Here is a 14,777-nt window from a genome sequence, read left to right as displayed (position 1 = left end):
GGACACGGCCTAGCCGGCTGAACTCGGCATACCGTGCCACCGCGGGATCCTGATGAGTCCCTCGCTTGTGCAACTGAATACACCTTTTTGCAGTGTATTTGCCGCACCTACCAGCCGCGTTCGCGCCATTCGGCGAGTTTCGGCTTTTCGGCGCCCAGCGTGGTGTCGTCGCCGTGGCCCGGGTAGACCCAGGTGTCGTCGGGCAGCGCGTCGAAGAGCCGTTCCGAGACGTCGTCCAGCAGTGACGTGAACAGTTCCGGCGAGCCGGTCTTGCCGACACCGCCGGGGAACAGCGAGTCGCCGGTGAACAGGTGGCCGTGGCCTTCGGGATCCCGGTACAGCAGGGCGATCGACCCCGGGGTGTGCCCGCGAAGGTGGATAACCTCGAGTGCACAGGTGCCCGCCTTCAGCGAATCCCCGTGCTCCACCAGGAAGTCCGGCGGGATCGGCAGGGGCTCGGCGTCCAGGGGGTGGGCGGCGGTGTTCGAGCCGTTCGCGCCGGCGACGGCGCCCAGTGCCTGCCAGTGGTCGGCGTGCTGGTGGGTGGTCACGACGGTGCGCAAGGCGGGACGATCGGCGCCGTGGCCGATCAGGTCCGAGATGCGTTCGGGGTCGTTCGCGGCGTCGATCAACAGTGCTTCGTTGGTCTCGCGGCACACGAGCAGATAGGCGTTGTTGTCCATCGGGCCGACGGACAGTTTCGTGATGGTCAGCGCGGCCAGGGTGCGGCGTGCGGCATCGCCGCCCGGCTCGACGTGGCCCGTGTATTCCTCAACGACGTTCACCTCTCATACGGTAGTCGCGTAGCTCCGGCCAGTTCCACCCGCACAAGTTGGTCACAGCTTGGCCACGTACTCTCGGAACTCCCGACGCTCCGAGCCCCAGGACGATAGTGCCGAATCCCCCTTCGCCCGCCGGGCAGCGCACGACCAGGCGGATCAGCTGGGACATCATCCGGGTCGTCGCGTTGCTTTCGGTGATGCTCGGGCACATCACGCACCAGTCGAGGATTCAGCACCCCGAGCTCGCGGGGTATCCCTTCAGCGTCGACGCGCAGTACGGCGCCTCGATCCTCCTCGTGGTCTCCGCGTATTTCGTGTGCGCGAGCCTGCGCAAGGGAAAGCCGGGGCGGTGGCTGTGGAAGAAGGTCGCCCGGCTGCTGCCCGCGTACTTCGTGGCCGTGGTGCTCACCTACGTCGTCATGCGGTTCGCGGCCGCGTGGTTCAACCGGCAGAACCTTCCCGACGCCCCGCCGTGGTACGAGCCGTCGGTGGTCGACCTGTTCGCGAACCTCGCCATGATCCAGAGCTGGTCGACGGATTTCCAGTGGCTCGACGGGTCCTACTGGACACTGCCGGTGCAGATCATGGCGTTCACCGCGGCCGCTCTGCTGTGGCCCCGGCGGTGGCGGACGGATTTCGTGGTCGTGGCGGTGATCTGGGCGCTCATCGTCGGACCGTTGCTGATCCGGTTCGTCGTCTTCCAGCCGCTGGACACCCCCGACTGGGCGGTCACCATGATCTTCGGCCTCGGGCTGCACCGGGTGCACTCGTTCGCGATCGGGATAGCGGTCTGGTTGTGGGCGAAGGGGCGGCTGCGGCACTGGCACCTGGCGCTGTTGCTGGTCGCGACGGTGGCCGCGCAGGATCTGAACATGTATCCGCTGCACTACGCGCTGCCGGTGGACGCGGCCAGGGTTCCCTCGATCGTGGGATTCGCGGTGATGTTGCTCGCCCTCTGCGCGGCGGCGAAGGGGCCGGACTGGGACCTGCCATGGCTGCGCCGGTTGACCCCGGTCATCAGCTGGCTCGCGGGCATCTCTTACGGTGTCTATCTGGTCCATCAGGAGCTCGGCTACATCCTGGCGCGGGTCCTGCTCGGCGCCGGGGCCACGGGGTGGGAGCGGCTGCCCATAGTCTTGGTCGCCGCGGTGCTCGCGGGATGGCTCCTGACGGTGCTGGTGGAGCGTCCCGTCCATCGCCGGCTGGCCGGGTTTCGGGAAGTAAAAGCGCCGTCGCCGGCGTTGAAAGAGCAGGTGGAGGCGCCCCCGGCCGGGACGTCTCCGGTTTCTGTCGGTGGTCCGACTTAGCATGGTGGGGCCCGGGGGTCTAGCTGCTTCCGAGGCATTCGTAGACCAGGTAGAAGTATGAATAGATCTGAAGGGACCTGGCGTGGCTGATCGCCTCGTTGTTCGCGGCGCCCGCGAGCACAACCTCCGCGGTGTCGACATCGACCTGCCGCGGGACAGCCTCATCGTTTTCACCGGCCTGTCCGGGTCCGGCAAGTCGAGCCTGGCGTTCGACACCATCTTCGCGGAAGGGCAGCGCCGGTACGTCGAGTCGCTGTCCGCGTACGCGCGCCAGTTCCTCGGACAGATGGACAAGCCCGACGTCGACTTCATCGAGGGGCTTTCGCCGGCGGTGTCGATCGACCAGAAGTCCACCTCGCGCAACCCGCGTTCGACGGTCGGCACGATCACCGAGGTCTACGACTACCTGCGGCTGCTGTACGCGCGCGCCGGCAAGGCGCACTGCCCCACGTGTGGCGAGCGGATCAGCAAGCAGACCCCGCAGCAGATCGTGGACCAGGTGCTCGAGATGGAGGAGGGCACCCGCTTCCAGGTGCTCGCCCCGGTCGTGCGCGGCCGCAAGGGGGAGTACGTCGACCTCTTCTCGAACCTGCAGCAGCAGGGGTACGCCCGTGCGCTCATCGACGGCACGGTCCACGCGCTGACCGACCCGCCGAAGCTGAAGAAGCAGGAGAAGCACCAGATCGCCGTCGTCATCGACAGGCTGGCGGTCAAGGCGAGCTCGAAGCAGCGGCTCACCGACTCCATCGAGACCGCGCTCGGCCTGGCCGACGGCATGGTCGAGCTCGACTTCGTGGACCTCCCCGAGAACGACCCGCACCGCGTGCGCGGCTTCTCGGAGAACCTCGCCTGCCCCAACGGACACCCGCTGGCAATCGAGGATCTCGAGCCGAGGTCGTTCTCGTTCAACTCGCCGTACGGCGCCTGCCCGGAGTGCACCGGGCTCGGCATCCGCAAGGAGGTCGACCCGGAGCTGGTCGTCCCGGACGACGAGCAGACGCTCGGCGGCGGGGCCATCGCGCCGTGGGCCGGCGGGCAGACGGCGGACTACTTCCAGCGTCTGCTCGAATCGCTTTCCGAGGCCATGGGCTTCCGGATGGACACGCCGTGGCGTCGGTTGCCGGCGAAGATCCAGAAGGCCGTCCTGCACGGTGTCGACGAGCAGGTCCACGTCCGCTACAAGAACCGCTACGGCCGGACACGTTCGTACTACGCGAACTTCGAGGGCGTGATCCCGTTCCTGGAGCGCCGCCAGGAGCAGACCGAGTCCGAGCAGATGCGGGAGCGCTACGAGGGCTACATGCGGGAGGTCCCGTGCCCGGCGTGCCAGGGCACTCGGCTCAAGCCGGAGATCCTCGCGGTCACCCTCGAGCACAACACCCGGGGCGACCGCTCGATCGCCGAGGTCTGCGCGCTCTCCATCTCGGAGGCGTCGGAGTTCCTCGACGACCTCGTGCTCAACCAGCGTGACGCGATGATCGCGGGCGCGGTGCTCAAGGAGATCCAGGCGCGGCTGCGCTTTCTGCTCGACGTCGGCCTCACGTACCTGTCGCTGGATCGGGCGTCGGGAACGCTCTCCGGTGGCGAGGCGCAGCGCATCCGGCTCGCCACGCAGATCGGGTCGGGTCTCGTGGGTGTGCTGTACGTGCTCGACGAGCCGTCCATCGGGCTGCACCAGCGCGACAACCACCGCCTGATCGAGACGCTCGTCCGGCTGCGGGACCTCGGCAACACGCTGATCGTCGTCGAGCACGACGAGGACACCATCCGCAGCAGCGACTGGGTGGTCGACATCGGCCCCGGCGCCGGTGAGCACGGCGGGTACATCGTGCACAGCGGGCCGTTCAAGAAGCTGTTGCGCAACAAGGAATCCCTCACCGGGGATTACCTGTCCGGCCGCCGGTTCATCCCGATCCCGGAAGAGCGCCGCCCGATCGACAAGAAGCGCATGCTGACCGTCGTCGGCGCGCGCGAGCACAACCTGCGCGGGATCGACGTGTCGTTCCCGCTGGGCTGTCTCGTCTCGGTCACCGGGGTTTCCGGTTCCGGGAAGTCGACGCTGGTCAACGACATCCTCGGCACAGTGCTGGCGAACAAACTCAACGGCGCGCGTCAGGTGCCGGGCAGGCACACCAGGATCAAGGGACTCGAGGAGGTCGACAAGCTCGTCCGCGTCGACCAGGGCCCGATCGGGCGCACCCCACGGTCCAACCCGGCGACGTACACCGGCGTGTGGGATCACGTGCGCAAGCTGTTCGCGTCCACGGTCGAGGCGAAGGTCCGCGGTTACCAGCCGGGCCGGTTCTCGTTCAACGTCAAGGGCGGCCGTTGCGAGGCGTGCACCGGTGACGGCACGATCAAGATCGAGATGAACTTCCTGCCGGACGTCTACGTGCCGTGCGAGGTCTGCAAGGGCGCGCGGTACAACCGGGAAACCCTTGAGGTGCACTACAAGGGCAAAACCGTGTCGGACATCCTCGACATGCCGATCGAGGAGGCGGCCGAGTTCTTCGAGCCGATCAAGGCGATCCACCGGCACCTGGCGACCCTCGTCGACGTCGGCCTCGGCTACGTGCGGCTCGGGCAGCCCGCGCCCACGCTCTCCGGTGGTGAGGCGCAGCGCGTGAAGCTCGCCAGCGAGCTGCAGAAGCGGTCGACCGGCAAGACGGTCTACGTGCTCGACGAGCCGACCACGGGGCTGCACTTCGAGGACATCCGCAAGCTGCTCGGCGTGATCAACGGCTTGGTGGACAAGGGGAACTCGGTGATCGTGATCGAGCACAACCTCGACGTCATCAAGACCTCGGACTGGGTCATCGACATGGGTCCCGAGGGTGGTTCCGGTGGCGGCATGCTGGTCGCCGACGGGACGCCGGAGTTCGTGGCGTCGGTCGAGGAGAGCTACACCGGGCAGTTCCTCAAAGAGGTGCTCAAGTAGAGCAGTAACGGGCGGCCGGGTGGGTGGCTCGTGAGTGGCTACGAGTGTTCTAACCCTCGTAGCCACTCACGAGCGGTCAGCCGTGGTCGGCGCAGCAGGGCGTCGGGTCCGGCACCTCGAACGGCACGAAAGCGCCGTCGGGAGCCGGAGCCGTCATCAGCGTCAGCTGCCCGTCCCGCCACTCCGGCCGCACGTGGTCACGCGTGTGCACCACGGCTTCCGGTGCGGGTTCGCCCTGCCCGGCCAGTACGACGACCCGGTCGATGGCCGACTCGTCGAGCAGTTGCCCGACGGTGACTTCGCCGACAAGCCGGTCCACGCCCGGATAGACCACAGCCCGGCCGCCCTGCTTGCCCGCCAGTTCGGCGGCCGCGTCGGCCGCGCCCGTGGAAAGCTCCACCGGCCCGGTCCGCCGTCCCTCCCAGGAAACCCCGACGCCCAGCGCGCTGAGCGGTTCCCACCAAGCGTCGGGAGAGAAGCCCGGCGGGAGCTGGAACGACACCGCCACGTGCGGCCTGGCCGCCCGCACGAAATGCGTGCACGCGATCGTCTCCGGCGGCAGACCGAGCCGGTCCCGCTGTTCCTGGATCAGGTGGTCGGCGTCGCGCAGGCTGCCCGAACCCGCGTCGAGCCCGAACACCGCGGTCATACCGGCAGGGCCCAGATCGGGTTGCTGTAGAACCAGAGGTCCTTCCACGGGTCGGCGTCGCCGATGACGTCGAGCGCGGGGCCCGACGGGTCGACCGCCGCGCCGAGCAGGCCCGGCGCGGTGCGGTTGCCGTCGGTGCCGCGCACCCGCACGTAGACCGGCTTGTCTAGCGCGCCCAGCGAGTAGGTGAACGTCACCGTCCCGGTGGACTTGCCGACCTCGAACGACTTGACGACCTTCGTCTTCGGTGTGGTGAAGGTGTCGCGGTCGGCGGCCGCGCCGGTCACCGAACCCTGGATCACGTCGAGCCGCGCCAGCACCGGCAGGTACTGCGCCCAGTTGGGGTTGTTCGCCAGGTCGACGGTGATGACGAGCTCGACGGGCGTGCCGCGCCGCGCGTGCAGGACCCCGCCGATCGTGGTGCTGGACTGGTGCCAGCGGTCGGCCGTGCGCAGTTGCAGGTCCAGGCCGCTGATCAGGCCGCCGTGGTCGACCCAGACGCGGCCGGCGCGGATCCCGTCCATCACCGCGGCGTAGGCGAAACCGGTGGCGCCGACATGGGTCCGGCTGTAGTAGCCGGGCCAGAAGTCGCCGACGCCGAAGTCCGGCGAGCCGCCGTAGACCGGGTCGTTGTACCGGCCGTTGGCCTCGAAGTTGCTGTCCGGCCCCCGCGTGGCGACGTCGCCGATGATGTTGTGCGAGTCGGAGTTGGCGGTGATCCACCACGGCTTGCCCTCGGCGAGCAGGCTGTCCCACAGCCCGCCGACGGTCGACGTCATCCAGTCGAAACCGCCGTAGGTGCGGTAGCTCTCCAACGGGTAGCCGGGGAACGACGCCGCGCTCGGGTTGTTGTCGTAGAGCCCGCGGGCCTTGCCCATGCCGAACGGCGTCTTGATGCCACCGGCCTGGTGACCCGGCGCGCCCTCCATGCCGACGGCGATGCGGGGCTGCGCGTCACGCCAGCCGCGGATCTCGTGGGGTGAGTCGATGCCCCGGCGGGCCGGGTGGTTGGCCAGGAACAGCGCGTCGCGCACCTTGTTCCGGCGGACGGCGTCGGCCAGGAAGTTGATCCCGGCGATGGCCAGAGCCTCATTGGCGGGGACACCGTCGTCCGGGTTCTTGCCCCGCTCGTCGAAGGCGTTCTCGAACTCCTTGAGGGTGGACACCTCGTTCCCGCCCGGGTGCACGAACACCGTCCCGTGCTCGGCGCCGGGGATGTTCCACTCCAGGCCCTGGAACACGAGCGTGCTCGGGATCTCCCGGCGGGCCGCGACGATGTCCGGGTTGACCTTCTCGACGCCGATCTTGGCGTGCGTGATGGTGCCGTGGTCGGTGACGACCATCCAGTCGAGGCCGTAGGCGTTGGCGTGCCGGGCCTGGTCGATGACGCGGTACTTGCCGTCGTCGCTGTACTGCGTGTGGATGTGGTGGTCACCGGCGAGCCATTGCAGCTTGCCGGGGCGCTGCTCGGCGGGAGGCCTGCCCTGCGATCCGCCCGTCGCGGCCGCGGTCGCCGTGCCGCTGAGCACACCCGCGGCACCCAGACCGGCACCGAGCAGGCCCGTCCGGCGGAACATCGAGCGCCGTGACAGTTCCGCCGGGCTCAGCTCCTCGTCGTGCACCGCGGTGTCCAGCGTCGGCGGCAGTTCGACCGCCTGGTCGTCGTGATGGTGATGGTGGTGGTGATCGCCGTGGTGGTGATGACCCATGAATGGAGCTCCTCGCTGGCCTGACCGGGGATAGCCGCGCAAGCTTCGACCGAGCGGGTGAACAACCGAGGTATCCCCGGCCGACTACGTGCGGCGCGGAGGTGACCGTTGGCCGTCACAAAAAACCTTCGGAACCTGATGAACCAGTCCGGCGGGCCGTCCGTGTTCTAGGTATCAGGAGGTCGTCGCTATCCATTGCGGAGGCTCCTCAGTAGGAGGTTTCGATGATCCGCGTCCGCTTCGCCCTTGTTTCCGCCACGGCCCTGACCGGCCTGGCCCTGCTCTCCGCATGTGGCGCTGGCGATTCCGGTACCTCCGCGGCCGCCCCGAAGCAGGCGGCGGGCGGTGGCGCCGGACTGGCGGCCACCATGGTCGGCGACCTCGGCAACGTGGTCACCGGCGCGGACGGCAAGACGCTGTACCGCTTCGACGACGACACCGTGAACCCATCGGTCTCCAACTGCGATGGCCAGTGCGCCGCACTGTGGCCGCCGGTCCTCGCCGACTCCGCCACTTCCGTCCAGGGCATCGACAAGAGCCTCATCGGCGAAGTCACCCGCAAGGACGGCACCAAGCAGGTCACGCTCGACGGCCGGCCGTTGTACGAGTACGTGAAAGACACCGCCCCGGGCCAGGCCAACGGCCAGGGTGTCCAGGGCACCTGGTTCGCCGCGAAGCCGGACGGCGGAAAGGCAGGTCAGACGGCGACGCCGCCGAGTTCCGCAACGGCGGATACGGGCAGTGGTGGTTACGGCTACTGAACGCCACCGAAGTCCGCAGCGTGACTCCCAGGGGGTGAGGTGCCGATGAGTACATCAGCGGCTGCACTTGAGGGCCATCGATCGACGTTCGCCATCCGTCTTGCAGTAACGTCCTCGCCGACCAAGCACACAGGCGAGAGGACCCGGGTGGCGATCGGCGGCTGGCGGCCCAAGCGGGCCAAGGGCGAAGACCTGATCCGGCACTTGTACGAAGAGCACGGACGGAGCTTGCTCGCATACGCGACCAGGCTCACCGGTGATCGTGCCGCTGCCGAGGATGTCGTCCAGGAGACTTTGGTTCGAGCGTGGAAACACGCCGACGACCTCGAAAACGGTAAGGGCTCGGTCCGCGGCTGGTTGCTGACCGTGGCGCGGAACATCATCACGGACAAGGTCCGGGCGCGGGCTTCGCGGCCGCAGGAAGTCGAGGAACCCGCCGAATCCCCGGCCATCCAGCGCGACCACGCGCAGACGGTCGTCGATTCGATGACGGTGCTCGGCGCCATGGACAGCCTGTCCCCGGAGCACCGTGAAGTGCTGGTGGAGATCTACTACGGCGGCAAGACGGTCGCGGAAACCGCCGAGGCTTTGGGCGTCGCGCCGGGTACCGTGAAATCAAGGTGTTACTACGGCTTGCGTGCGCTGAGAGCCACGATGTCGACCAAAGGAACGGAGGTGGCTCGATGAGCGCCGTTGATCACGACCAAGCGCAACTGGGCGCCTACGTCCTCGGTGCGCTCGAAGCCGGCGAGGCGGCCGAGTTCGAAGCACACCTCGCCACCTGCCCGTCGTGCCGGCAGGAAGTCGACGAGCTGAGCGTGCTCCGCGACGACCTCGACGAGATCCCGCCCGAGGCCTTCCTCGACGGGCCGCCCGACGGCGGCGACATGCTTCTTCAGCGCACGCTCCGCGCGGTGCGGGCGGAACAGCCCCAGCAGTTCAGGACCCAGACGCAGACCCAGAGCCGGCCACGGCTGTTCGCGATCGCCGGTGCGGCCGCGGTCGTCGTCGTGACGCTGGGCGCGGGAATCTTCCTTGGCAGGCAAACGGCTCCGGACGTCACCGCCGGTGGACTGCCGACACCGCCACCGGCGACGAGTTCGGCGTCGACACCGGTGGCCGGCACCCGCAATATCGAAGGCAGCGACGCGAGGACAGGTGCCCGCCTGGCGGCCACGGTCACACCCGCGGCCGGCTGGGTCAAGGTGCATCTCGCGGTGCAGGGCATCAAGGAAGGCGAGAAGTGCAAGCTGATCGTCGTCTCGAAAAACGGCGAGCAGGTCGAGGCCGGTAGCTGGGTGGTGTCGGCCAAGGGTGAGAAGGAAGGCACCGGGATCGACGGCACGGCATTGGTCGCGCCGGATGACGTGCAGTCGGTCCAGGTCGTGACACTCGACGGCCGGAAGCTCGTCACGGCCTCGGTGTGAGCCAGGGGTGAGTGGCTCCTACCGGTTCCGGAACACGTGGCTGATCGCGGCCGCGCCGAAGGTGGTCTTCGACGCGGTCGTCGATCTGGCGACGTATCCGGTCTGGTGGGCGGATGTGCGATCGGTGAGCCAGATCGACGCCGAGACGGCCGAACTGATCTGCCGGGCGGCTCTGCCGTACCGGCTGGTCCTCAGGATGCATCGCGTCGAGCAGGACGAGCGGGCCGGGCGGCTGCGCGTCAAGCTCAGCGGCGACCTTGAGGGCTTCCTCGCCGGACTCGTTCTCGGGTCCGGCGAGGAAACACGCTTGGAGATCACCCAGGAGGTGGTCGCGTGCAAACCGCTGCTGCGGCGGCTGGATCCGTTGGCACGCCCGGTGTTCCGCGCCAACCACGCGCTGATGATGCGGCGCGGCAGGCGAGGACTCCGGACCCACCTGGAAAAGTCCGCCTGAGCCGCGAGATCCCTTGGAAACCAAGAGACCGCCATCTGTCGACAGATGGCGGTCCAAAGGCGACGCCGTGGTGCGAGCGCACGGGGGGTTTCGCTCGCACCACGGCATCGTTGCGGCGTCAGCGGACCGCCGCGGTTTCCCGTTCGTCGTCCTGCGGACCCGGGGGTGCGGGCTCGTGGTCGTCGATCAGGGTGGTCTCGTCGAACGGGGCCCGGCCGGCGAACACGGCTTCGGCCTGGTCCCGGTCGAACTCCTTCGTCCAGGAACCGATCAGGACGGTGGCCACGGCGTTGCCGGCGAAGTTCGTCAGCGCCCGTGCCTCGGACATGAACCGGTCGATACCGAGGATGAAGCCGACGCCGTCGACCAGGTCCGGGCGGTGCGACTGCAGCCCGCCCGCGAGGGTGGCGATACCGGCGCCACTGACCCCGGCCGCGCCCTTCGCGGCGATGATCATGAAGAGCAGCAAGGAGATCTGCTCGCCGATGCCCAGCGGGCTGCCCTGTGCCGACGCGATGAAGAGTGTCGCCATCGTCAGGTAGATCGCGGTGCCGTCGAGGTTGAACGAGTAGCCGGTCGGGACGGTGATACCGACGACGGGCCTGCTGACTCCGAGGTGCTCCATCTTGGCGATGAGCCGCGGCAGCGCCGACTCGGACGACGAGGTCGACACGATCAGCAGGAACTCGCGGGCCAGATACCTGAGCAGGCTCAGGATGTTGACCCTGGCGCCGAGCCACAGCACCGTGCCGAGCACACCGAACACGAACACCAGGCAGGTTGCGTAGAAGCCGATCATGATCACGGCGAGGCTCTTCAAGGCGCCCCAACCGGTTTCGCCGACCACGGCGGCGATCGCGCCGAACGCGCCCACCGGGGCGGCCCACATGATCATCGCGAGGATGCGGAACACGAGACGCTGGATGTGCTCCAGTCCGCGCAGGATCGGCTTGCCTGCCTTGCCGAGCTTCAGCAGGGCGAACCCGGCGAGCACGGCGACGAGCAGCGTCTGCAGGACCGAGCCTGCGGTGAACGCCGAGACCAGGCTCGTCGGGATGATGCCGAGCAGGAACTCGACACCGCCGGCGGCGCCCTCGGCCTGCTCCTGTGCCTTCGCCGCGGCGGACGCGCTGAGCTGCAGGCCTTCGCCCGGGTGCAGCAGGTTGCCGACGACCAGGCCGATCGCCAGCGCGAACGTCGACATCACCATGAAGTAGACGAGCGCCATGATGCCGACCTTGCCGACCTTCGCCGCTTTCGCGACGGAGCCGATGCCGAGCACGATGGTGCAGAAGATGATCGGCGAGATCATCATCTTGATCAGGTTGACGAACCCGGTGCCGAGCGGCTTGAGTTCCTTGGCGAACTCGGGGGCGACGAAACCGACGATGACGCCGAGTACGACAGCGGCGATCACCGCCATGTACAGATAGTGCATCTTGTCGCGACGCGGCGGGGCGTCCGAAATCTGCGGTGTAGGCACCGTTGCCTCCAGCTCAAAGGAATCCTTGGGTTGGGGTGACTATGCGGGTCGGTATGAGCCAGGTCACGGTTGTGTTCATTGAGTACACGGGTTCGGGTGTCCTATCGACCGGGACCCGGCCGGGTGTGCTGGTATTGGCGGGTGCCGACGAAGCCGCGCCGCCGCTGGAGCCTGGCCAGGCAGCTACTCGTGCTGCAGGTCGTGATAGTCGGCGCCCTGGTCGCCGCCGGTTTCGTGCTCGCCTACGTCGACGCGAGCAGCGCCACCAGCAACCGGGCGCGCGATCAGGTCGCCGCGATCGCGACCACGGTCGCCGATTCCCCGAGCCTGCTGGCGGCACTGTCCACACCGGACCCGAGTGCGTCGCTCCAGCCGTTCGCGGAGGAAGTCCGCAAGGACACGAAGATCGATTTCGTCACCATCATGAACACCGACGGCGTGCGGTTCACCCACCCGACCCCGACGCTGATCGGCCAGCGGTTCCTCGGCAGCACCGCGCAGGCGCTGGCGGGCGAGAGGCTCATCGAGACCTACACCGGCACGCTCGGGCCGTCGGAACGTGCTGTGGTGCCGGTGTTCGACGCCCAGCGCCGCGTGGTGGCGATGGTGGCGGTCGGGATCAAGGTCGACGCGATCTCCGCGGAGCTCCGCGAACGGCTGTGGACGTTGTTCGCCGTCGCCGGTTCGGTGCTGGTCGTCGGGTTCGCGGGCAGCCTCCTGGTGAGCGCGCGGCTACGACGTCAGACGCGGGGTGTGGCTCCGGCGGAACTGAGCAGCATGTTCGAGTACCACGAAGCGGTGCTGCACGCCGTCCGTGAAGGCGTCGTGCTGATCGACCGTGACGGCCGGGTCGCGCTGTGCAACGACGGCGCGAGGGAACTGCTCGGATCCACAGCGGACTTGGTGGGCACGCCGGTCGCCGAACTGGGCCTGCCGCCCGAGCTGGAGGTGGCCTTCACCGCCGCCGAACCGCGCTCCGACGAGATCCACGTGACGGAAAATCGCGTACTGGTGGTCAACACCGGCCCGGTGCGGTCCCGTGATCGCGCGATGGGCACGGTGGTGACCCTGCGGGACCACACCGAACTGCAGACGCTGACCGGTGAACTGAACACCGTCCGCGGCTTCGCCGAATCCCTGCGTTCCCAGGCGCATGAAGCCGCGAACCGGTTGCACACCGTCGTTTCGCTCGTGGAGATCGGGAAAGCCGAACAGGCCGTCGAATTCGCGACCGCGGAACTGGAGATCGCACAGCAGCTCACGGACAGGGTCGTCGGCGCTGTTTCCGAGCCGGTGCTGGCGGCGTTGTTGCTGGGGAAAGCGGCCGAGGCGAGCGAACGCGGTGCTGAGCTGACACTGACCCCGGACACCGCGATCGACGACGTCGACAGTGGCGTCTCCGCGCGGGACCTCGTCACGATCCTCGGCAACCTCATCGACAACGGGCTCGACGCGGCGATCGAAGGCGCTGGGGAGCGCGACGGACGCCCGCGCGTCACCGTCACCGCACGCACCGGCGATGGCGAACTGTTCCTGCGGGTCGCCGACACCGGCCGGGGACTGCCGGATGACTCGGTGTCCGAGGTCTTCCAGCGCGGCTGGTCCACGAAACCCGCCGACAGTCCCGTCGGGCACGGCCTGGGGTTGGCACTGGTCGGGCAAGCCGTGCGGCGTTACGGCGGCACCATCGAAGTCGGGCGCGACGTCGGCGCGGTGTTCACCGTGCGGCTGCCGCTGCGGCGAGGAGGCGGCCGATGATCAGGGTGCTCGTGGTGGAGGACGAACCGGTGGCCGCGGAGGCGCACCGGGTGTACGTCGAGCGCATAGCCGGGTTCACCGTCGCCGGGGTGGTGCACTCGGGCGGGGACGCGCTGCGGTTCTGCGAGCGGGAGTCCGTCGACCTCGTGCTGCTCGACTTCTATCTGCCCGACACGCACGGTCTCGCGGTGTGCCGGTCGTTGCGCGCGGCGGGCAACCCGGTCGACGTGATCGCGGTGACCTCGGCGCGGGACCTGGCCGTGGTGAAGGCGGCGGTGTCGGTCGGCGTCGTCCAGTATCTGCTGAAGCCGTTCACTTTCGCTTCACTGCGCGAAAAACTGGAGCGGTACGCGGAGTTCCGGCAGAGCGTCGGGCAGGCGGGGGAGGCCACCGGGCAGGCCGCGATCGACCGGGCGTTCGCCGCGCTGCGGACGTCGGATCAGCAGTCGCTGCCCAAAGGGATGAGTGTCCAGACGCTCGAAGCGATCACCGAGGCGCTGGCCGCCGCCCCCGAAGGCTTGTCCGCCGGTGCTGCCGCGACCGTCATCGGAGCCGCGCGCGTCACGGCCCGGCGTTACCTGGAGTACTTGGCGGACAACGGTTTGGCGCAACGCGAACCCCGCTACGGCCAGGTCGGCCGCCCTGAAGTCTGGTACCGGCCTAAGATTTAGTGGTTTCGGCTTTGGGGGTGGTTTTCGCTCCCCGCATTACCTTGGTGAGGCTTGCGGCAGCGAAAACACCCATCCGGCATGGAACCTCTGCTCACCCCGCCGCCGGTGGTGACGCCGCCGCACTTCCAGCGCTTAGTGCTTGGGGTGACTCTGGTTGAGGTCCCGGGCAGGCCGCTGGCCGCGATGACGGTCAAGGTCATCGCGGTCAGGCGGCCTGCTCATGGGGGAGAACATGGGCGAGGTTGCGGATCGGGACCTGTTCCTGATCCAGCCACTTCGGCGGGATGAACTCCGGGATCCCGTGCACCATCCGGATCGACCACCCACCGTGATGCACCTCCATATGGTGAAACAGGCACAGCAGCACCGTGTTGCCCAGGTCTGTCAGGCCGCCGTCGGCCCATTCCGTCACGTGATGTGCCTGGCAGTAGCGGGGCCTGCGGTGACAGCCCGGTCGGGCGCAGCCCCGATCCCGGGTCACCAGGGCCCGGAACTGTGCCGGGGCCACGGTCCGTCGCGCGCGGCCCAGATCCAGCACCTCGCCGCGGGTGCCCAGCACGGCCGGGACGACGTTCGCATCGCAGGCGAGGCGTCGCAGGTGCGCGATGCTGGTGTAGCCGATGCCGTCGATGAACGCCTCACCTGTCCGGCGTTCCAGCTCGTCGAGACTGATCGTGACGATGATCAGGGCCCGGTCTCCGCCGACCAGCGGACGGTCAGGAGACTTGGTCGCCAGCAGCACGACCTCGGCGAAGGCATCACCGCGCCGCTGTTCCAGAGTGCGGGTGTCCTCCCGGCCGAACTCGTCGACCGGGCGTGGCTTGGCCAGCGGGTCGAT

The 14,777-nt window shown here is 68.3% G+C and carries 13 protein-coding genes; 8 read left to right on the top strand and 5 right to left on the bottom strand.

From position 1 onward, the window contains the following. Positions 1 to 107 precede the first annotated feature (107 nt). Positions 108 to 785: an MBL fold metallo-hydrolase gene (locus tag VGP60_RS17235; protein WP_327549025.1), complete on the bottom strand. Its 678-nt coding sequence runs from the start codon at positions 783 to 785 to the stop codon at positions 108 to 110. Positions 786 to 892: 107 nt separating this feature from the next. On the opposite strand from VGP60_RS17235, the gene VGP60_RS17230 reads away from it, so the two are divergent. Beyond that, on the top strand, positions 893 to 2,089 hold the full coding sequence (locus VGP60_RS17230) for an acyltransferase (RefSeq protein ID WP_327549024.1): 1,197 nt from the start codon (positions 893 to 895) through the stop codon (positions 2,087 to 2,089). Positions 2,090 to 2,171: 82 nt separating this feature from the next. Beyond that, positions 2,172 to 5,027 carry an excinuclease ABC subunit UvrA gene (gene uvrA / locus VGP60_RS17225; RefSeq protein ID WP_327549023.1) on the top strand — a complete coding sequence of 952 codons (2,856 nt, stop codon included), beginning with the start codon at positions 2,172 to 2,174 and terminating at the stop codon, positions 5,025 to 5,027. Between the two features lie 76 nt (positions 5,028 to 5,103). On the opposite strand, the gene VGP60_RS17220 is transcribed toward uvrA, so the two are convergent. Together VGP60_RS17220 and VGP60_RS17215 are read right to left on the bottom strand one after the other, a co-directional pair. Continuing rightward, positions 5,104 to 5,676, bottom strand: coding sequence for a hypothetical protein (locus VGP60_RS17220; protein ID WP_327549022.1), 573 nt, complete (start codon positions 5,674 to 5,676; stop codon positions 5,104 to 5,106). Beyond that, positions 5,673 to 7,385 (bottom strand): PHP domain-containing protein, encoded by a 1,713-nt coding sequence (locus tag VGP60_RS17215; protein ID WP_327549021.1) that lies wholly within the window; start codon positions 7,383 to 7,385, stop codon positions 5,673 to 5,675. Before VGP60_RS17215 ends, VGP60_RS17220 begins: the two co-directional genes overlap by 4 nt. A 224-nt stretch (positions 7,386 to 7,609) precedes the next feature. Here VGP60_RS17215 and VGP60_RS17210 point away from each other — a divergent pair, with 224 nt between their 5' ends. The 4 genes from VGP60_RS17210 (at position 7,610) to VGP60_RS17195 (ending at position 10,027) form a co-directional block, all read left to right on the top strand. Then, complete coding sequence (locus tag VGP60_RS17210; protein ID WP_327549020.1) at positions 7,610 to 8,146, top strand: hypothetical protein; 537 nt, start codon at positions 7,610 to 7,612, stop codon at positions 8,144 to 8,146. Positions 8,147 to 8,293: 147 nt separating this feature from the next. After that, a complete protein-coding gene (locus tag VGP60_RS17205; RefSeq protein WP_327549019.1) occupies positions 8,294 to 8,833 on the top strand; it encodes a sigma-70 family RNA polymerase sigma factor in 540 nt (179 codons plus the stop codon). Further along, positions 8,830 to 9,573 carry a zf-HC2 domain-containing protein gene (locus VGP60_RS17200; RefSeq protein ID WP_327549018.1) on the top strand — a complete coding sequence of 248 codons (744 nt, stop codon included), beginning with the start codon at positions 8,830 to 8,832 and terminating at the stop codon, positions 9,571 to 9,573. The genes VGP60_RS17205 and VGP60_RS17200 overlap by 4 nt, the downstream gene beginning before the upstream one ends. 7 nt (positions 9,574 to 9,580) lie before the next feature. Next, the gene (locus VGP60_RS17195) at positions 9,581 to 10,027 is read left to right on the top strand and encodes a polyketide cyclase (RefSeq protein ID WP_327549017.1); all 447 of its coding nucleotides are present in this window, start codon (positions 9,581 to 9,583) and stop codon (positions 10,025 to 10,027) included. Positions 10,028 to 10,145: 118 nt separating this feature from the next. On the opposite strand, the gene VGP60_RS17190 is transcribed toward VGP60_RS17195, so the two are convergent. Continuing rightward, entirely contained in the window at positions 10,146 to 11,465 is a 1,320-nt protein-coding gene (locus VGP60_RS17190) for a cation:dicarboxylate symporter family transporter (protein ID WP_327549086.1), read from the bottom strand. Positions 11,466 to 11,651: 186 nt separating this feature from the next. On the opposite strand from VGP60_RS17190, the gene VGP60_RS17185 reads away from it, so the two are divergent. Together VGP60_RS17185 and VGP60_RS17180 are read left to right on the top strand one after the other, a co-directional pair. After that, the gene (locus VGP60_RS17185) at positions 11,652 to 13,268 is read left to right on the top strand and encodes a sensor histidine kinase (protein ID WP_327549085.1); all 1,617 of its coding nucleotides are present in this window, start codon (positions 11,652 to 11,654) and stop codon (positions 13,266 to 13,268) included. Beyond that, positions 13,265 to 13,939 carry a response regulator gene (locus VGP60_RS17180; RefSeq protein WP_327549016.1) on the top strand — a complete coding sequence of 225 codons (675 nt, stop codon included), beginning with the start codon at positions 13,265 to 13,267 and terminating at the stop codon, positions 13,937 to 13,939. Before VGP60_RS17185 ends, VGP60_RS17180 begins: the two co-directional genes overlap by 4 nt. A 205-nt stretch (positions 13,940 to 14,144) precedes the next feature. Here the strand turns inward: VGP60_RS17180 and VGP60_RS17175 are convergent. Beyond that, the coding region (locus VGP60_RS17175; protein ID WP_327549015.1) for an HNH endonuclease signature motif containing protein at positions 14,145 to 14,777 on the bottom strand (633 nt) is incomplete at its 5' end.

Source organism: Amycolatopsis sp. (assembly GCF_036008905.1).
GTDB lineage: Bacteria > Actinomycetota > Actinomycetes > Mycobacteriales > Pseudonocardiaceae > Amycolatopsis.
The sequence above is the reverse complement of the archived record's forward strand: the minus strand, read 5'-3'. Positions and strand labels throughout refer to the sequence as shown.